Source organism: Rhizobium sullae, from assembly GCF_900169785.1.
Lineage (GTDB): Bacteria > Pseudomonadota > Alphaproteobacteria > Rhizobiales > Rhizobiaceae > Rhizobium > Rhizobium sullae.
This window is the reverse complement of the sequence record NZ_FWER01000022.1, coordinates 1-18978: the sequence shown is the minus strand read 5'-3', so window position 1 is coordinate 18978 and position 18978 is coordinate 1. Positions and strand designations below refer to the sequence as shown.

The 18978-nt window shown below is 61.0% G+C and carries 16 protein-coding genes and 2 pseudogenes; 9 read left to right on the top strand and 9 right to left on the bottom strand.

From position 1 onward, the window contains the following. Positions 1–7 precede the first annotated feature (7 nt). From BN1800_RS20060 to BN1800_RS20035, 6 genes and pseudogenes are all read left to right on the top strand, one after another. Positions 8–925, top strand: a pseudogene (locus BN1800_RS20060) (NAD(P)-dependent oxidoreductase); the annotation flags it as partial. A gap of 64 nt (positions 926–989) precedes the next feature. Then, entirely contained in the window at positions 990–1217 is a 228-nt protein-coding gene (locus BN1800_RS20055; RefSeq protein WP_087000440.1) for a DUF4160 domain-containing protein, read from the top strand. Further along, positions 1210–1614, top strand: a complete 405-nt coding sequence (locus tag BN1800_RS20050) for a DUF2442 domain-containing protein (protein WP_087000437.1) — start codon at positions 1210–1212, stop codon at positions 1612–1614. The genes BN1800_RS20055 and BN1800_RS20050 overlap by 8 nt, the downstream gene beginning before the upstream one ends. Before the next feature lie 175 nt (positions 1615–1789). Continuing rightward, the gene (gene panC / locus BN1800_RS20045) at positions 1790–2665 is read left to right on the top strand and encodes a pantoate--beta-alanine ligase (protein WP_087000435.1); all 876 of its coding nucleotides are present in this window, start codon (positions 1790–1792) and stop codon (positions 2663–2665) included. Beyond that, positions 2665–3495, top strand: coding sequence for a 3-methyl-2-oxobutanoate hydroxymethyltransferase (gene panB / locus BN1800_RS20040; RefSeq protein ID WP_087000433.1), 831 nt, complete (start codon positions 2665–2667; stop codon positions 3493–3495). The genes panC and panB overlap by 1 nt, the downstream gene beginning before the upstream one ends. 256 nt (positions 3496–3751) lie before the next feature. Further along, positions 3752–4468 (top strand): DUF899 family protein, encoded by a 717-nt coding sequence (locus BN1800_RS20035; RefSeq protein ID WP_087000431.1) that lies wholly within the window; start codon positions 3752–3754, stop codon positions 4466–4468. A 140-nt stretch (positions 4469–4608) separates the two neighbouring features. Here the strand turns inward: BN1800_RS20035 and BN1800_RS20030 are convergent, their stop codons facing one another. From BN1800_RS20030 to BN1800_RS20020, 3 genes are all read right to left on the bottom strand, one after another. Beyond that, on the bottom strand, positions 4609–5610 hold the full coding sequence (locus tag BN1800_RS20030) for an NADP-dependent oxidoreductase (RefSeq protein ID WP_087000429.1): 1002 nt from the start codon (positions 5608–5610) through the stop codon (positions 4609–4611). A 12-nt stretch (positions 5611–5622) separates the two neighbouring features. Continuing rightward, positions 5623–6564, bottom strand: coding sequence for an alpha/beta fold hydrolase (locus BN1800_RS20025; protein WP_087000428.1), 942 nt, complete (start codon positions 6562–6564; stop codon positions 5623–5625). An 85-nt stretch (positions 6565–6649) separates the two neighbouring features. Next, positions 6650–7465, bottom strand: a complete 816-nt coding sequence (locus BN1800_RS20020; RefSeq protein WP_087000425.1) for an oxidoreductase — start codon at positions 7463–7465, stop codon at positions 6650–6652. Between the two features lie 103 nt (positions 7466–7568). Here BN1800_RS20020 and BN1800_RS20015 point away from each other — a divergent pair, with 103 nt between their 5' ends. Then, on the top strand, positions 7569–8153 hold the full coding sequence (locus BN1800_RS20015; protein ID WP_087000424.1) for a TetR/AcrR family transcriptional regulator: 585 nt from the start codon (positions 7569–7571) through the stop codon (positions 8151–8153). Positions 8154–8410: 257 nt separating this feature from the next. Here the strand turns inward: BN1800_RS20015 and BN1800_RS20010 are convergent. From BN1800_RS20010 to BN1800_RS20000, 3 genes and pseudogenes are all read right to left on the bottom strand, one after another. Beyond that, positions 8411–10263 (bottom strand): annotated as a pseudogene (locus BN1800_RS20010) (ABC transporter ATP-binding protein). 253 nt (positions 10264–10516) lie between these two features. Then, positions 10517–12997: a TRAP transporter permease gene (locus BN1800_RS20005; protein WP_244564570.1), complete on the bottom strand. Its 2481-nt coding sequence runs from the start codon at positions 12995–12997 to the stop codon at positions 10517–10519. 182 nt (positions 12998–13179) lie between these two features. Continuing rightward, positions 13180–14166 carry a TAXI family TRAP transporter solute-binding subunit gene (locus BN1800_RS20000; RefSeq protein WP_143534026.1) on the bottom strand — a complete coding sequence of 329 codons (987 nt, stop codon included), beginning with the start codon at positions 14164–14166 and terminating at the stop codon, positions 13180–13182. 126 nt (positions 14167–14292) lie between these two features. Between BN1800_RS20000 and BN1800_RS19995 the strand changes: the two genes are divergently transcribed. Beyond that, positions 14293–15156, top strand: coding sequence for a MurR/RpiR family transcriptional regulator (locus BN1800_RS19995; RefSeq protein WP_087000420.1), 864 nt, complete (start codon positions 14293–14295; stop codon positions 15154–15156). An 8-nt stretch (positions 15157–15164) separates the two neighbouring features. On the opposite strand, the gene BN1800_RS19990 is transcribed toward BN1800_RS19995, so the two are convergent. Then, positions 15165–16487, bottom strand: coding sequence for an aspartate aminotransferase family protein (locus BN1800_RS19990; RefSeq protein WP_087000418.1), 1323 nt, complete (start codon positions 16485–16487; stop codon positions 15165–15167). Positions 16488–16585: 98 nt separating this feature from the next. On the opposite strand from BN1800_RS19990, the gene BN1800_RS19985 reads away from it, so the two are divergent. After that, positions 16586–17443, top strand: a complete 858-nt coding sequence (locus BN1800_RS19985; RefSeq protein WP_087000416.1) for a beta-keto acid cleavage family enzyme — start codon at positions 16586–16588, stop codon at positions 17441–17443. Positions 17444–17710: 267 nt separating this feature from the next. On the opposite strand, the gene BN1800_RS19980 is transcribed toward BN1800_RS19985, so the two are convergent. Beyond that, a complete protein-coding gene (locus BN1800_RS19980; protein ID WP_087000414.1) occupies positions 17711–18445 on the bottom strand; it encodes a phosphotransferase enzyme family protein in 735 nt (244 codons plus the stop codon). 88 nt (positions 18446–18533) lie between these two features. Next, positions 18534–18978: IS30 family transposase (locus tag BN1800_RS19975; protein ID WP_143534024.1), on the bottom strand; the 445-nt coding region annotated here is incomplete at its 5' end.

Below are 18978 nucleotides of genomic sequence, written 5' to 3'. Positions count from 1 at the left end.
GAACGTCACAACGAATGAATGGGAGAGAGCAATGGCTGAATTAGAGGAAAAAGTCGGCTTTGTCGGTGTTGGACTGATGGGGCATGGCATTGCGAAGAACATCGTCGAAAAAGGCTTGCCCCTGACGGTGATCGCTCACCGCAATCGCAAGCCGGTCGAGGATCTGCTGAGGCGCGGCGCCAGGGAGGCAAGCTCTCTCATCGATCTCGCAAAAAATTCGACCATGATCTTTCTATGCCTCACAAGCTCGAAGGAAGTGTCCGCCGTCATCGAGGAAATGCGGCCGGCTCTTGCCCCGGAAACCGTCATTGTCGACTGTTCGACAGGCGACCCGACGGTGACCGTTCGTCTGGCCGAAACGCTCGCTGCACAGAATGTTCACTTTGCCGACGCACCGCTCAGCCGGACGCCGAAGGAGGCATGGGAGGGCACGCTGGATTGCATGGTCGGCGCGGATGACGCGACGTTCGAGCGGATTCAGCCGGTGATATCGACCTGGGCGGCGAGGATCGTCCATATCGGAGGGGTCGCCGACGGCCATCGCATGAAACTGCTCAACAATTTTATCGCCTTGGGCATGGGCGCGCTCTTCGCCGAAGCGCTGGCACTTTCCCGGAAGGTTGGGATTTCGGTCGAACGCTTCGACAGCGTCATTCGCGGTGGGCGCATGGACAGCGGATTTTACCAGACCTTCATGGGCTACGCCCTGGAAGGCAACCGGAATGCCCATCGCTTCACCCTTTCGAATGCCTACAAGGATCTGAAATATTTGGAATCCATGGCGAATGACGCGATGGTTGCCACGCCACTCGCAAGTGCGGTGAAGAATTCCTATGCTGCGGCAGTCGCAGGTGGCGGCAGCGGTCCTGAGGATTACGTGCCGCATCTCGCGGACTTCGTCGCCCGGCAAAACGCTGTCGCGTAGCAATTGCCGTCAGGATAGAGCAGCCTGATCTTGAAATACCTAAGTTGTTAGGTTATTGTCTCTCATGGTTACAGTAATCCGGCAAGATGGCCTGCGCTTTGTCATCTACACTGCTGACCACGAGCCTCCGCATGCCCATGTAGTAGGCGAAGGCGAGGCACGGATCGATATCGTCAATCTGAAAGTGATCACACAAGGCAGGATGTCTGATAGAGACGTTAGGCGCGCCGTTGCGGTTATCGAAGAGAACCAGGAATTATTCCTCGAGACCTGGAGAAAGTATCATGGCTGAGATCACGGATGCAGAACTGACGCAAGCGAAGCGGCGTTGGGAGGTCGAACGCGCTCAAAGGCCTATTCCGGCGTCAGTCCGTTTCGATAGTTCCTCGGAGCGGATCGTTGTCGAGTTTACGAACGGGGCCGCTTTCATGTTCCCGGCACGATCTCTACAGGGCCTGGAAGAAGCAACGGCTGCAGAGCTTGCTGAGGTCGAATTGTTGGGCGAAACGGGACTGCATTGGGAAAGCCTCGACGCGGATTATACGATTTCCGGCCTCATGAATGGAGTATTCGGCACAAAGGCCTTTATGGAGGCTCAGCGACGCGGCGGACAATCCCGTTCTCCCGCAAAAATCGCAGCAAGCCGCGCAAACGGTGCCAAGGGTGGACGTCCCAGGAAATCGGTCTAGCGCGGCAACGAAGTTGAAGTCTCAGCTTGTGAACCGCACTCTCTGGAAGGCAGCTCCGCTCGTTATTGCCTGAAATCAGTTTCATGAGCGTCTAATCGATATTATCTTAAGCAGTGAGTTGACGCTTCGCGCGAAATCAACTTCTATCCGCCACCGCTTTCTGGGGAGGTGAAGGATGCGTGTCGTAACAAGGATTGCCGAACTGCGGGAGCACATCGCGGCGATCAAGAATGAAGGCCGGACGCTCGGGTTCGTCCCGACGATGGGGTTCCTTCATGCCGGGCATATGGAACTGGTCGCGCATGCCCGCAGCGAGAACGATGCCGTCGTCGTCTCCATCTTCGTCAATCCGCTGCAGTTCGGCCAGAACGAAGACCTCACGCGATATCCGAGAGACCTCGAAAGGGACAGCGCAATGCTCTCTGCCGCCGGCGTTGAAATTCTTTTCGCCCCAAGCGTCGAGGAGATGTACCCGCGGCCGATGCAGACAATCGTGGACGTACCGTCGCTTGGTAGCGAGTTGGAGGGTTCCGTGCGGCCCGGACATTTTGCCGGTGTCGCGACCGTCGTGACCAAGCTTTTCAATATCGTTCAGCCGCATGCGGCCTACTTTGGAAAAAAGGACTACCAGCAAGTCGTGATCATCAAACGGATGGTCGAGGATATTGCCCTGCCGGTTCGCGTTGTTGCCGTCGAGACCGTGCGGGAAGCCGACGGATTGGCGCTTTCGTCGCGAAACAGCTACCTGACAGCTGAGGAGCGTGCCGCTGCAGTGATCGTTCCAAAGGCACTTGACGAGGCTGAACGGCTTTACAGCGAGGGAACCGATGATCCGCGGGTGCTCGAGGCCGCATTGGCCGCATTCATTGCACGCGAGCCGCTCGCCGTGGCTGAAGTCGTCGCCGTTCGCGATCCGATGACCCTAAAGCCGCTCGAAACGCTGCGCGATCGGCCAGCACTTGTCGCCCTCTTCGTGCGGATCGGCACGACCAGGCTTCTCGACAACAGGGTCGTCGGCCGCCAGCGCCAAACCCAGTCGAGGGCTGCGTGATGAGCAAGGCTTCTGGCCAAAAACGGCTGACACCGTCTCGCATCCAGTCCATGAAGGGCTCAGCGCCGATCGTCTGCCTGACCGCTTATACGACACCGATGGCGCGCGCCCTTGATGCCCATTGCGACCTGCTTTTGGTCGGCGATTCCGTCGGCATGGTGCTTTATGGCCTACCGAGCACGATTTCCGTTACGCTCGACATGATGATCGCCCACGGCCAGGCGGTCATGCGCGGCGTCATACGAGCCTGCGTGATCGTCGATCTGCCCTTCGGCAGCTATCAGGAATCGAAGGAACAGGCTTTTCGAAGCGCCGTGCGGATCATGCAGGAAACCGGTTGCGACGGCGTCAAGCTGGAGGGCGGCGAGGAGATGGTCGAGACCATCGCCTTCCTGACCGCCCGCGGCGTGCCGGTCTGCGGGCATATCGGGCTGATGCCGCAGCAGGTGCACACGGCCGGCAGCTATCGCTCACTCGGCCACTGCGAAAGCGAGACCGCCAAGATCAGGCGGGATGCCAGAGCGGTCGGCGGTTCCGGTGCTTTTGCCGTCGTCATCGAGGGTATGGTCGAGCCCCTGGCGCACGAGGTGACCGCCGCAATCCACGTGCCGACCATCGGCATCGGCGCGTCACCGGCCTGCGACGGCCAGATCCTGGTTGCGGAAGACATGCTGGGCATGTTCACGGATTTCACGCCCAAATTCGTCAAGCGCTATGCCGGTCTCGCACAGGCGATCGAAGACGCGGCAAGCGCTTATGCCGACGATGTCCGAAACCGCCGTTTCCCGGGTAAGGAACACACCTTCGAGATCCGAACTCCACCGGGTTGATCGGCAGGTTCCGCATACTATCGTCCTATCGGCGCGTTTAGACCAAGTCTCGAAGCCGGGGCGGCCAATCTTTTTCGCAAGGACAGGCAAACATTATCCGCAGCGCTGTCGATTTCGGCGCCCGTCGATCGTCCTTGAACAGGCGAACGCTCAAGTTCCAGACCGTCATTCGAATGACGGCCGGTGCCTTGCGTTCAATAGCCTGGGGGAGACGGCAGACGGCTCCTCTCTCATGATCAGATCGACGGAGGATATTATGACCGATCATCAGCGGCTGACACCCGCAATCGAACTCGCCCGCAGAAACGGTGCGCGATTTCCAAATGAAAGTGAAGACTATCGGCGTGCGCGAGATGTTCTGCTTGCCGAAGAAATCGAGTTGCGCCGCCACATCGAGCGCGTCGCCGAGCAGAGGCGCGCTCTTCCGCCTGGAGGCGAGGTGAAGAAGGAATATAGGTTTCAGGGAAATAGCGGTCCCGTGACATTGAAAGACCTGTTCGCCGACAAGGATACATTGGTTGTCTACAGCTACATGTTCGGTCCCGAACGGGAGCGTCCTTGTCCTATGTGCACATGCTTGCTCTCTGCCTGGGACGGTGAAGTGCCCGACATGCAGCAACGGGTAGCGCTCGCGGTCGTTGCTCGCTCGCCCATCGAAAGGCTGCTGTCGTTCAAGAAGGAGCGCGGCTGGCGCTATCTGCCGCTTTATTCGGACATTGATGGCGCCTACAGCCGGGACTATCGCGCGCTCGGAGAAGGCGGCAACGATGATGCCGCGTTCAATGTCTTCACCCGGCGCGACGGCACGATACGCCACTTCTGGAGCGAAGAAATGGGACAGGTGACGGCCGATCCGGGACAGGATCCGCGTGGTGCGCCCGACCCCATGCCGATCTGGACGGTACTCGATACCACGCCGGAAGGGCGTCCGGCAGATTGGTATCCCAAGCTTTCCTACTCATCTCAAATATAAAAAATCACGGACGGTGCCGGATAACACGAGCTTCTTCGAGGTCGTTTTGGCACCGTCCCGCTCCGGTTCCTGGGGCCAGATACGCCATGGGTGGACATCAAGCGAGGCCGTCTTGCATCCCCACAAAAACAAGGAAATTGTTATCTGACCTTGATGACGACCTTGCCCTTGACACGTCCTGTTTCGACGTAAGCCAGAGCCTCGTTGGTCGCTTCAAATGGAAAGACCCGATCGACAACCGGGCGGATCGCTCCCGATTCTATAAGGGACGTGATTTTGCTCAGCTGATCACCCTGCGCCCACATGAAAAGGAAAGAATATCTCACGCCACGGTGCTTGGCCTTGATCCGAATAGCGCGGCTTAATAGGTGCAGTATCAACCGCAGCACCAGGTTCAGTCCCTGCTCCTTGGCAAATTCGGGATCCGGGGGACCGGAGATGGAGATGAGCTTCCCACCCGGCTTCAGCACATTCAGGGATTTTTCAAGCGTTCTGGTATCCTGGCTGTTCAAGACGACATCGTAGCCCGACAGGACGTTCTCGAAGTCGTCTTTCCTGTAGTCGACGACGACATCGGCGCCAAGACCCTTGACCAGATCGGCACTCGCTGCGCTCGCTGTCGTCGCAACGGTCGCGCCGAGCTGCTTTGCCAGTTGAATGGCGAATGTTCCCACGCCGCCGGAGCCGGCCTGAATGAAGACTTTCTGTCCCTTCTTCAGCTTTGCCCTTTCGACGAGCGTCTGCCAGGCAGTTAGACCGACCAGCGGGATCGAGGCCGCCTCTTCCATGCTGAGGTTCTGGGGCTTCAAGGCGACGTCAGCTTCATTGATGGCGATCGATTGGGCGAACGTTCCTATCCGGCCATCGCGCGGCCGCGCGTAGACTTCGTCACCGGGCTTGAATTTGCGGACGTTTGATCCCACCCGGACCACCATCCCAGCCACATCGTGGCCCAGGATGAAGGGTCGGCGATAGGGAAGGATGAGCTTAAATTCGCCTGTTCTGATCTTTGAATCCAGCAGATTCACCCCTGCCGCATGGACCTCGACCAAGACATCGTGGTCCTGAAGCTCGGGCTCCGGCATCTCGGCCAGCCGCAGAATGCCCTTTTTATTATACTTATCGACAACGAACGCCTTCATGGCAGTAACTTTCTAAGAGAATCTGTTGGTGTTTTGGGACGAAACAAGCCGAATATTTTCAGCTGCATAGCCGCCCTGCGGGAGTGCCTCAGCCTCAAGGAAGGACAGAGCTCTCGGGACGAAATCGGCGAAGTTCTGAAATACCCCGCCATGCCCCGCATCCGGGTAGATAACCAGATGCGCCCCCGGGATACGCCGGGCGAGATCGTAGGTATTGCTGCTCGGCACCATCTTGTCTTGGTCGCCATTCGCAACCAAAGTAGGAACGCGGATGGCGTTCAGATTTTGCGGTGCCTGCAGTCCGTAGGCCTTGATCGCTTTGAGTTGCGCGCCGAACGCGCTCAGCGATATCGCCCCATCCCGGTCGGTGCGGCGCTCTTTCAGCCGTTCCAAAAATGCCTTGGCGGCGCGGCGCCCATTCGTCGTCCTTGTGAAGAAGAGATAGTACTTCGGATCCCGAAAAGTCAGCGCGCCCTTGATCATGTCCATGATCGTCAGCGGCGTCACCTTGTCGATGCCTTCCCCACCGGCCGGCCCCGTGCCAGCCAGGATGAGTTTGTGCACAAGCTTAGGCTCAGTCAGCACAATCTCCTGCGCCACGAAGCCGCCGAGTGAAAAGCCGAAGAGGTCGACTTCCTCGAACCCCAACGCCCGGATAAAGGCGACCGCATCCCGCGCCATCTCGGAAATGGTCGACGGAGTTTTGCCACCCGAAGCACCGATGCCGCGATTGTCGAAGGCAATCACCCGCCGGGTCGCAGCGAGGCCGTCGACGATGCGGGGATCAAAATTGTCCAGCTGAGCAGCGAGATGGTTGAGCAGGATCACCGGCACGCCCCTATTAGGCCCGACCTCCCGGTAGACAAATGCCGTGCCGCCGACATCGACAGTGCGAGTTGGCGTGTCCTGGAACAAGGTCCGTGAACGGGGCGACTGATTGAATGTATGCGTCATGCGTGGCACCTCCGTCCTGTAGGGCCTGGCAATTGTGTTTGTGGTGCTAGTCGCATGTGCGTGAAATCTTCTGCCTCGCTGTTGTTCAGACCGGTAAGCGGAACTGCTTGCGCAGGCTCTTGTCGAATATCCCCACGGGGGCAAAGCGGCGCAGGAGGCTGACCTGCCGCGCAGCCTTGCCGGCGGTATAGCGCGGTCGCGGACGGGCATCGGTCGCGGCCTTCACGACCACATCCGCAACTATCTCCGGCCGGTCGGCTTTCGGCATCACATCGCGAAGGAGCGCGTCGACCCCGGCTCGAGCCCGATCGTATTCTTTCAACACGGAATCCGGCTCGATGCCGTTCTGGTCGAAGACGGTACGGACGAATGCCGGCTCGATAACCGAGACACGAACGTTGAAGGCACGAACCTCATGATCGAGGGATTCCGAATAGCCCTCGAGCGCGTGCTTGGCGGCCGAGTAGTGAGCCGAGTATGGCGCGGGGACCAATCCCAGGATCGAACCTATGTTGATGATGCGCCCTCCACCGCGCCGCCGCATCGCCGGCAACACCGCATTGGTCATGCGGATGACGCCGAACAGATTGACGTCGAACAGGGCCTGCACCTGCGCGACCGAGGATTCCTCGGCGCCTCCACGCATGCCGATGCCGGCATTGTTGACCAGGAGGTCAATACGGCCGGTCTGCGAGTGTACCGTCGAAACCAGTGATGCGACCGACTCGCCGTCGGTTACGTCGCAAACCAGCATGGTCACCCCGTCTGGGCTGTTGCCGACCGCGCGCCGACTTGTCCCGAAAACCGTAAACCCAGCCCGCGCCAGTGCCTCGGCGCTGGCACGGCCGATACCCGAGGAGGCTCCGGTCACGAGCGCCGTCTTTCCCGAATTCGTCTTCATTTCGTGCTCCAAAATCGTGAGGGCTAGCTTTTTCGCGTTAATTGCATTACACTTGTAATATAGGATTATGAGCATAATGCAATAGCAGAAAGGAATAGCAGCCATGCGCTACGAAAAGGGCCGAAAGGACGCGTCACGCGGCCGGATCATGGAGGTCGCCGCCGACCGATTTCGGAGTGACGGCATAGCTGCGTCCGGACTGGCAACCATCATGGGCGACGCCGGACTTACGAACGGGGCCTTCTATCCGCACTTTCACTCCAAGGCGGAGCTTGTGCGTGAAAGCGTGGTGGCAGCTATGGAGCTCCAGTCGCAGCAACTTGCGGAAGCACTGGCCTCTCTTGGCCCGGAGATGGCCATAGAGGCGTATCTGTCAGCTGAGCACCGGGACAATCCGGGAAAGGGCTGCGCTTCTGCCGCGCTGCTGCCGGAGCTCGCGCGCCAGCCACCCGAAACGCGCGAGGTCTATACCGACCACTTACTGTCTTTGGTGCGCCAGTTGTCTGCCGCACTTCCCCAGGCCAAGGATCCGGACGGCGTGGCACTGGGCGTCTTTGCGACGCTCATCGGCTCGCTGCAACTGGCCCGCGCAGTGGAAGGGACGGAATTATCAGATCGCATGCTCGCGGCGGGGAAAGCTGCGGCGAGGGCGCTGATCCAGCTGCGTCAGGACGAAGTGGTGTCCTGACGCAGGGGCGGACTGCCTTCCAGGGATAAGTCTGTTTTTGAGCCAGATGCTCGCCTTACTAAGGTCGCGTTGCCACGCAAATCCGAAAACAACTGTGGGCCAATCAGGCCCTGCTACCACCTGACGCGAGATAGCTTGTTGATTTTGCGCTCACTCCGGCCCGAGGACCGCTCCGCCGACCTTTTTGGGAATGAAATCCGCCCGCCTCGAGATACCATTAGAAGTGTCTACCTGCGCGAACGGGATAACCCATTAGATTAATTGATTTCTTCAGGAATAAAGCCACCGGTCTGGCGTATCCACAGACGGGCAAAAAGGCCATCCCGTTCGACCAGTTCGTCGGGCCTGCCTTCTGACACGATGCGCCCCTGATCGAGCACGACGATCCGGTCCATCCTGGCGATGGTTGAAAGGCGGTGTGCGATGGCAACGACCGTCTTTCCCTCCATCACCAGGTTGAGCTTTTCCTGAATGGCGGCCTCAGATTCGCTGTCGAGGGCGGAAGTCGCCTCATCCAGCACGAGGATCGGGGCGTCCTTCAGCAGAACGCGGGCGATCGCCACGCGCTGCCGTTGGCCGCCGGAGAGCTTGATGCCGCGGTCGCCGACAAAGGCGTCATAGCCCTTGCGCCCTTCGCCGTCCGCAAGGTCGGCAATGAACGCATCGGCTCTTGCCATCTTCGCCGCCTGTTCGATCTCACCCTGTGTCGCCTCGGGCCGGCCGTAACGGATATTGTCGCCGACCGAACGGTGCAGCAGCGCGACGTCCTGAGCAATGACCCCTATATTGCGGCGAAGGCTTGCCTGCGTCACCGCGCGGATGTCCTGTCCATCGATCAAGACCGCGCCGTCCCGTATGTCGTAGAAGCGCAGCAGCAGGCTCACCAGCGTGGTCTTGCCGGCCCCGGAGAGGCCGACCAGGCCGACCTTCTCACCGGGCCGGACCGTCAACGACAGCTCATCGATCACCGGCGTGCCGGACCTGTAGGCAAAGCGGACATTTTCGAAACGGATCTCCCCGCGGCTGACCGCCAGTTCGGTGGCGGCCGGCCGGTCGGTGATGGTAGGCGGCGTCGTCATCACCGGCATGGCGTCCTTGATGGTGCCGATCGCCTGGAAGATCTGCTGGCCCATCTGCAGGAAGGTGAAGGTGTGCCCGGACAGCCGTTGGAGGATGTAGACCGCCCCGACGAACTCGCCGACTGTCAAAAAGCCGTTGACGAGGCCCGAAAAACCGATCGAAAGCATCGCCAGCCAGAGCGCCATATTGAGCGCTACGACAGTCAGTTCCGACGTGCGGTAGATGCGTTGTTCCCTGTGCTGCGTGTGCATGGCCTTCTGAATGATGTGGCGGATGGCGCCCGCTTCACTGTCTTCGGCCGCAAACTGTTTGATCATCTGCATGTTGGTGTAGAGATCGGTAATGGCGCCGGCGACGAGGCTGCGCTGCTTGGCGGTGCGGCGCGAGCGTTCGGCGAAGACTGGCGCCATCTTGACGGCGAGCGCCACATTGAGCGCGATCCAGACGACGACCGGCAGGGCGAGCTGCCAGGACAGGCTCGTAAGCAGGATTACGGAGCCGACCATCTGCAGCAGAAAGCGCGGAATGGACTGGAAGGCGGCGATGATCTGCTGCTGGACGGCGGACGCCACCTGCGACAGGCGCGAGGCGACCTGTCCGGCAAAGAGATCGTGAAAGAAGGCAAGATCCTGCCTTTCCACTGCCTTGTGACCCTGCCATTGGATGGCGGCCGGCATGCCGACACCGAGCGTATGCGAGGTGAGGGTGTTCGTAAGAAACGAGGCGACCGGCATGCCCGGAAAGATCAAAAGCCCGAGGAAAGTAAGAAGCGGCCGTTCGCTGTGCAGGAAGTCAGACGCGCCCTTTGCGTCACGCCGTCGATGATGACCGAAAGCCCCCAGACGATCGTCAGGTTGATTGCCTCCATCGCCATGGAGGCAAGCGCCAAGACGATCAGAACGCCGCGGAACATCGAGATGAAATGCAGAAGGACGGTCACAGGCCCCTTGGAAGGCAGTGGTCGGTAGGGAATATCGAGCGGCCGGATCAGCGTCTCGAAGGGACGGTAGATCGCATCTGAAATCGACATGGGCCACTCGATCAAATGTCGGGAGGAGCGAGAAAGTCAGCTACGTGGATCGTATAGGATCATCTTCCGGCTGCAATCTCAATTAGAAAATCTTAGAAAATGTTCGGAAATAGGCGGGTCGTGACAGGCGACCGCGGCATCGGCCGATCGCGCCCAATGGCAGTCGTTCCAACGTTCCGCTCATTCAAAAAAAGCGGACATCGCCGACCGCTCGCGGAGCGTCAAGGTCGTCCGACCGCCGACTGAGCCGGGTTCAGCGCCCTGGCATGGCAGCCTGTCTGCGCACCCGCGCAAACTGCAGGCCGGCAACGCCAGCGGTCGCAGCAAGCGCCAGGCCGATCGGAATAAGGCTCGAGGGCTGGTCGGCCCTTCTGAGCACGGCGATGACGTCATATCCGACATCCAGCCCGATGCGTTTGGCATAGGAACCGAAATCGACATTGCTGATCATCAGCGCGTCGCCCGCTTGCGTGATGGTGAGACCGATGCCGCGCAGCCGCTCCAGGGGTTCGCCTGGCTCGCCGAGCGGGACGTTTACGGTCTTGCGGACGTCGTCGCCCATCAGATCTACACCCTCAACGACGAAATTAATGCGCCCATCGGCTGGCGTCTGCGCGACTGCCGTCAGGAACTCGCTCGCCGGCAACTCCTCGTAAGGCGGCGATACCTGATTGAGCCACCAGTCCGGCCGAAACAGGGTAAAGCAGATTAGAAGCAGGGCTGCGCTTTCCCAGAGGCGGCTTTTCGTCACGAACCAGTTCATCGTTGCGGCAGCGAACAGCAGGATGGCAATCAAGGAGGCCGTCGCCACCAAGATCGTCTGGGGCCAGGTTTCGACTCCGATCAGCAGTATTGCTGGATTGAAGATGAAGACGAACGGCAGGATCGCCGTGCGCAACGAATAGAGCGCGCCCTGGAAGCCAGTGGCGATCGGATCCTCCTTGGAAATCGCCGCCGCCGCGAAGGCCGCCAGCCCTACGGGCGGGGTGATGTCGGCCATGATGCCGAAGTAGAAGACGAAGAGGTGGACCGCGATCAGCGGGATAGGCAATCCGGCCTGCGCGCCGAGATCGACCACGACTGGCGCCATCAGCGTCGCGACCAAAATGTAGTTTGCGGTGGTCGGGATGCCCATGCCGAGCACAAGGCTGATCGCGGCGATGAGGATCAGCATCAGGATGACGTTGCCGCCGGAGACGAACTCAACGAGTTCCGTCATCATCAGACCGAGACCGGTCAGCGTGATCGTGCCGACGACGATGCCGGCGGTGGCCGTGGCGATACCGATGCCGATCATGTTGCGAGCGCCGAGCGCCAGCCCGTCGATCAGGTCGTCCCAGGCGGCACGCACCGAGGCGGCGAGGTCTTCGTTGCGGAATATTGCCATCAGCGGCTTGCGCGTGGCGACGATGGCGAGGATCGACACGGTCGCCCAGAACGCCGAGAGGCCGGGCGACATTTGCTCGACCATCAGGCACCAAAGAAGCACAGCGATCGGGATAAGAAAATCCAGCCCCGTCCGCGTTACGTCCCAGGCGCGCGGCAGTTCCAGGATTGGCGCGTTCGGATCGTCGAGCGCGAGATCCGAATAGCGGGAGGAATACCAGACGGAGGCGGTGTAGAGAGCTACGCCACCAATTGCGAGCACCGGCGGCGCGGCCACACCGAAGACGGCTTGGATAGCAACGATGCCATAATAGACGATACACACGGCGAGAACGCTGCCGCACAGTCCGAGTCCCATCCGCAGAATCCGTTCCCTTGCCGGCGTCGGACGCTGCGGGATGGTCTTCAGGTCCATCTTTATCGCTTCCAGATGGACCATGTAGAGTAGCGCGAGATAGGAGAAGACCGCAGGCAACAGCGCGTGCTTGACGATCTCCGAATAGGGAATCCCGACATATTCCACCATCAGGAAGGCGGCCGCGCCCATGACGGGCGGCATGATCTGGCCGTTGATCGAGGCCGAAGCCTCGATGGCGCCCGCCTTGACCCCGGAAAGGCCGGTGCGTTTCATTAACGGGATCGTGAAGATGCCACCTGAAACCACATTGGAGACGGACGAGCCGGACACGACGCCGTTGAGAGCCGATGAAACCACGGCGACCTTCGCCGGGCCACCGCGCAAATGGCCGAGTAGCGCGATGGATATCTGCATCATCCAGTTCCCGGCGCCGGCCTTTTCCAGAAGCGTGCCGAACAGGACGAAGAGAAAGACGAAGCTCGTCGACACGCCAAGCGCGATGCCGAAGACGCCTTCAGTGGTCAGCCATTGATGATTGAGAAACTTGGTGAGCGATGCGCCGCGATGCTGGATCACATCCGGCATGGACTGGCCGGCAAAGGTGTAGAAGATGAAGACGCAGGCCACGACCACCATCGGCAGGCCGAGAGCGCGACGCGTCGCCTCGAGGAGCAACAGGATGCCGACGGTGCCGGTGACGAGATCGAGCGTGGTCGGCTGGCCGGGCCGGCCGGAAAGCTCGACATAGAAGAGAAACAGATAGGAACCGGCAAAGGCGCCGACGACCGCCAGAACCCGGTCGAGCAGCGGCAGGCGATCGCGGGGCGAGGATTTCAGAGCCGGATAGGCGAGGAAGGTCAGCAACAGCGCGAAGCCGAGATGGATGGCGCGCGCTTCGGTGTCATTGAGGATGCCGAAGCCGAACACGAATGGCAAAGGCGAAGCGTACCAGAGCTGGAATAGCGACCAGGCAACCGCAACCCAGAGCAGGATTCGACCGACGGTCCCGCCCGGATGTCGGCCACCCGTATCAGCCTCCGCAACGAGCTGTTCTAGAACTTCAAGATTAACGTCGGCCGGCTGCTTCTTCGCGTCGCTCATGACGCCCTCCTGTTGCGGATGCCGCCGGCGAGTTCCCCCGAACTCGCCGCTCTGTCGTCAGGTCGCGAAGCCTACTTGAGCCAGCCCTTCTCCTTGAAGTATTTTTCGGCGCCCGGATGCAGCGGCGCGGAATTTCCCTCGCTGACCATCTTTTGCGGATCGAGATTGGCGAAGGCCGGATGCAGCGACTTGAACTCGTCGAAATTCTCGAACACCGCCCTGGTCAACTGATAGACGCTCTCTTCGGGAACCTTGGCCGACGTGACCAGCGTGGCAAGCACGCCGAAGGTCTCAGTGTCCTCGGCATTGTTCGCGTAGAGACCGCCCGGGATGACTGCCTTGGCGTAGTAGGGATTTTCCGCGACCAGCTTGTCGACCACTTCGCCGGTCAACGGCACCAGCTTGGCGGCGCAGGTGGTGGTCGGGTCCTGGATGTTCGCGGAGGGATGACCGACACCGTAGAAGAAGCCGTCGATCTTGCCGTCGCAGAGCGCCGGGCCATGCTCGTCGGCCTTCAGCTCCGATGCCAGCGAGAAGTCAGCCAACGTCCAGCCCATGGCGCCGAGCAGGCGCTCCATCGAGGAACGCGTACCGGAACCGGGATTGCCGACGTTGAAACGCTTGCCCTTGAAATCCTCGAATTTCGTCACGCCGGCGTTCGGATGCGCCAGTACGGTGAACGGCTCCGGATGGATCGAGAACACCGCGCGAAGGTCGGCATGGGCGCCGCCTTCCTTGAATGATTCCTCGCCCTTGAAGGCGTTGTACTGGACGTCGGATTGCGCCATGCCGAAGTCGAGCTCGCCTTCCTTGATCGTGTTCACGTTGAATGCCGATCCGCCGGTCGATTCGACCGAGCAACGGATGCCGTGTGTCTTGCGATCCTTGTTGAGCAGGCGGCAGATGGCGCCGCCGGCGGCATAGTAGACACCGGTGACGCCGCCGGTGCCGATGGTGACGAATTGTTGCTCCTGCGCAAACGCACCGCCGGCTAGCAGAAGCGCGCCCGCAAGCATCGCCGCCTGCGTGGCACGGCCGATCATGGTTATATTTTTCATCTGGTGCTCCCTTTCTTGTTCCCGGCGTGCCGATACTGCCTATAAGGTTTGCATGTTCGACCGCATTCGGCTTACGTTACAACTGGTTCACTTTATCAAGCAAGGGCATATTTGTTACATCGAGAGATGACGAGCTTCGCGACCGCACAAGACAAAATTCTGGAAGAGCTTCCGTCGCTCAGCACGGAGCTCCGCAAGGCAGCCCGTTTCCTGCTCGATCATCCCGACGAAGTTGCGCTCGTTTCGATGCGCGTGCTGGCGAGCCGCTCTGAGGTGACGCCGACCACTTTCGTAAGACTCGCCCGCCGTCTCGGCTTCGGCGATTGGGCGCAACTGCGCGAGCCGTTCGAGAACAGGCTGCGATCGGGCAGTTCGCCCTATGCGGCGAAAGCCGACGCGCTGGTGCTGAGATCGGCTCGGGAGACGATCTTCGCCGAATCCGTCAACGCGACGGCGGCCAATATCACGGCAGTCACCACGACGAATTCAACGAACGACGTAGAGGCTGCATGCGTCCTGCTTGAAAAAGCCAAGGGTGTTCGCGTCGTCGGGTTCCGGAGCTGCCGCGCGCCGGCACATTGCCTGGTTTATCTTTGCCGCATGTTCCGGAACGACGTCACACTGCTCGGCAGCGACGGCGGAGCCCTCGAAGCCGAACTAGCCTCGCTCGACAGGGGCGAGGCGGTGGTGGCGATCGGCTTTCAGCCCTATTCGCGGGAACTCGGTCTTGTGACCGACGTGGCGCGACGCCGCGGCGTGCCTGTACTGGCGATCGTCGACAGCATGGCGGCTCCCCTGACGCGGGACGCCGACGTGATCCTGCGTTTTTCGGTCGACAGCCCATCGTTCTTTCCGTCGGTGGCGGCGGCGGTCGCGACCGTCGAGGCGCTTGCCGCAACCATGCTGACGCGCAGCGGGACGAAGGGCGCGGCCAAGGTCAGGCAGACCGAGGCGGTACTGACCGCGTTGGGCGCATATATGCCGGATTGATCTTGTGCTCAGGCGACGGCCGCATCGACGGCGTCGCCAAGCCGTTCGACGATCGTGTCGATTGCCGCCCGGTCGATAATGAAGGGCGGCGCAAGCAGCACATGATCGCCTCGCGCGCCGTCGATCGTACCTCCCGCCGGATAGACCAGCAGGCCACGCGCCATCGCCTCGCGCTTGATGCGCGCATGCAATTTGCGGCTTGGGTCGAACGGCTCTTTCGACGAACGGTCCTCGACCAGCTCAAGCCCCATGAAAAGGCCACGGCCGCGGATGTCGCCGACATGGGTGTGGTTGGAAAAGCGCTCACTGAGGCGCCGGGCGAGATGGGCACCCATCGCCTTGACGTTGTCGAGCAGGCGATCACGCTCGATGACCTCTTGGACGGCAAGTGCTGCGGCGCAGGCCATAGGGTGACACATGTAGGTATGGCCGTGTTGGAAGAAACCGGAGCCTTCCGCGAAAGCGTCGAAGATGCGACGTGACAGTAGCACTGCCCCGATGGGCTGGTAGCCTCCGCCGAGGCCTTTGGCGATTGTCATCAGGTCGGGCACGACGCCGTCCTGCTCGCAGGCATGCAGCGTTCCCGTGCGACCCATGCCGCACATCACCTCGTCGAGGATCAGGAGCACGCCGTAGCTGTCGCAGACCTCACGGATGCGCCTGAAATAGCCGGGAACGGCCGGCACCGCACCCGCAGTGGCGCCGACGACGGGTTCCGCGACGAAGGCCATGACGGTATCCGACCCCAGTTCGAGAATCTTGTCCTCGAGCGCCTTGGCGGCGCGCAGGCCGTAGGCCTCCTCACTCTCGCCGGCTTCGCGGTAGCGGTAGGCATAGCATGGGTCGATGTGATGCGTGTCGATCAGCAACGGGCGGAATTGCGCCCGGCGCCATTCGTTGCCGCCGGCAGCGAGCGCTCCGAGCGTGTTGCCGTGATAGCTCTGGCGGCGGGCGATGACGTTGCGCCGCTCTGGCCGGCCCGTCTCGACGAAAAACTGGCGCGCCATCTTGAGCGCCGCTTCCACCGCTTCAGAGCCGCCGGAAACGAAATAGGCGTGGCTTATGCCTTGGGGCGCGCCGGTGATGAGCATGTCGGCCAGTGTCTCAGCCGGCTCGTTGGTGAAAAAGCTGGTGTGGGCATAGGCGAGCTTATCGGCCTGTGCGTGGAGCGCGGCTATCACGTCGCGATGGCCGTGGCCGAGGCAGGAAACCGCCGCGCCGCCCGACGCGTCGATATAGGCGCGGCCATCGTGGTCGAAGAGTTCGATGCCCTTGCCGCCACTCGCGACCGGCAGAGTCGCGTGGATCTGGCGGTGCAGGATGCGTGTCATGCTTTCCTCGATTGACGATGGCGCGATTTGGAGCGAACCTATCATGAAACATATGTTACACATCACGCAATACTGAAACAAGTGGACTGTATCTATCCATGACCGCTGATTCGAGCCCGGCCGGCCCGGGATTCATCGCGCCGACGGCAATCGCCGTTGCGCCGAACGGCGGGCGGCGCGGCAAGAGTGACCACCCCGCCCTGCCGATCGGCCCGAAGGAACTGGCCAGCACCGCAGCCGCCTGCCTCGAGGCGGGCGCCGCGATGATCCATGCGCATGTCCGTGATCGAGAGGGCGGTCATTTGCTCGACGCCGGCGCCTACCTTGAGGTGACGAAAGCGATACGCGATGCGGTGGGCGAGCGGCTCGTCATCCAGATCACCAGCGAGGCCGTCGGCCGATACCAACCGGCTGAGCAGATGGGGGTGGTGCGCGCCACCCGTCCCGAGGCGGTGTCGCTGGCGCTGCGCGAACTGGTCCCAGATGCCTCCCTTGAGACCGCATTCGCGGACTTCCTGTCGTGGCTGAAACGCGAGCGGATCGCCCCTCAGATCATCCTCTACACGCCCGAGGAGGCGTCCGCTCTGGCTGTCATGCAGCAGCGTGGGCTCGTGCCATTCGACGATGTCCCGGTACTCTATGTGCTCGGACGCTATACGCCGGGACAGATTTCGCGGCCGGCCGACCTGCTTGCCTTCCTTGTTCACGGCCGTCCGCGCTTCGCGCACTGGATGGTCTGCGCCTTCGGTCGGGAAGAGACCGCATGCGTTGCCGCAGGTGCGCTGCTGGGCGGTCATGCTCGCGTCGGCTTCGAGAACAATCTTGTTCTGCCGAGCGGGGTGAGAGCTACCGACAATGCTGCTCTGGTCGTTGCGGCTGCGGCCGCACTCGAGGCTTGCGGCCTTGAAACCGCGAGCGCCGACGAACTGCGCGCCGATTGGTCGATCGAGCGTTAACCCTCACCCGCGCACCTTGATGCAGGTTTCGTCCCTATGCCATTTCGCGGTTACAGCGCTTGCGCTGTCTGAAGCAGTAGCCGGCCGCGGCAAGGGCGGCGTCAGGAATAACCGCTTCGGTGTCAACTGAGGACATCCGACTTTCGGGGTTCAACGTTCGCTATGGTTCTTCCATCCACCCCAAGCAGACATTCTGCTTCCAGCGCTTTTCAGCCGAAGGCCCGCGACGGCCGTCGGCTTGGGGAAACGTCGATCCGGCTGAACTACTCAGACCGGGCGAACTTCGGCAAGCCGCTTGACTGCGTACTCGTCCTGCCAGCAGACGGCGGCTTCCCATGCGGCTGACGCTTGCGCGGCGATGTCATGAGCGCCGTCGTCGAGAGCGGCAGCGTTGCCGGGTAGCACCAGGTCAAGGTCGGGGACGTCGACGTGTGACTCATCCCAGTCGATCAACGCGATCCGATCTGCGGTCATGCGGACGTTGCCGGGGTTGTTGGGGTTGCCGTGGACAACGCATGTCTGGCGTCCGACTAGCCGCGCCCATGCTGCTCGACATCGAATAACGCCCTCGGGCGGCATCGCGGTGAGGTTGATCCTCGTTCCGGTTTCGGCATGCAGGAGGTCGCTCGACGATCGCCAGCCCGGGCGCTGCGGCCAGCCCTGCGTCAGCCGATGCAGCTCGCGGAGCGTGTCGGCCACGCGACGCCAGTCGGTCTCCGTCTCGGGCGGTCCGCCTTCCATGTAACTCATGACCACGAGACCGTCCACGAACAGCCGGCCGTCCATCGTCGGAATCGGCACTGGAACGGTCATCCCTTCACGGTCGAGATGTTGGAGCAGCCCGGTTTCCCATGCGAGATCAGCGTCGGCCCTGGAGCCGAGACGGCCGACCGCGATCTGCCCGTAGATGCGAACGCTCCACACGTCGTTGGCAACTCCGCCGGTGAGTGGTTCGATGCGAACCGCATCTTCACCCCATTGCCCGAGTGCTTCCCATCCCATTGACGATATCCCTGGCGGTCGTGATCAAAATCGACGGAGAAATAGAAAAAGTTTGCGACGCCACGATGTCTGCTTTCGGCCGGTGAGTTCAACTGATCGCTGCAACACACTCTGCAAACCTCTCCGCGGGCGTCTGATAAAGCAAGGTCTTTCTTGGACGTTCGTTGAGCTGCCTTGCGATAGCACTGAGCTTGGCTTGGCTATGGACGGACAGGTCGGTGCCGCGTGGGAGATATTGGCGCAGCAACCGATTGGTGTTTTCATTCGAACCGCGCTGCCAGGGTGATCGAGGATCGCAGAAGTAGATCTCAACGTCCGCGGCGATTGCCAGTCGCTGGTGGTCGGCCAGTTCCTTTCCCCGATCCCAGGTCAGTGATTGATAGAGTTCGGCCGGTAGTTTCTGCGACTGCCTGATCAAGGCAGAGACCACGCTTTCGGTATCCTTATTGGCGACCTTGATCAGCATCACATAGCGCGAGTGACGCTCGACCAGCGTTGCTATGTAGCTGTTCCCGGATCCACCGATAAGGTCA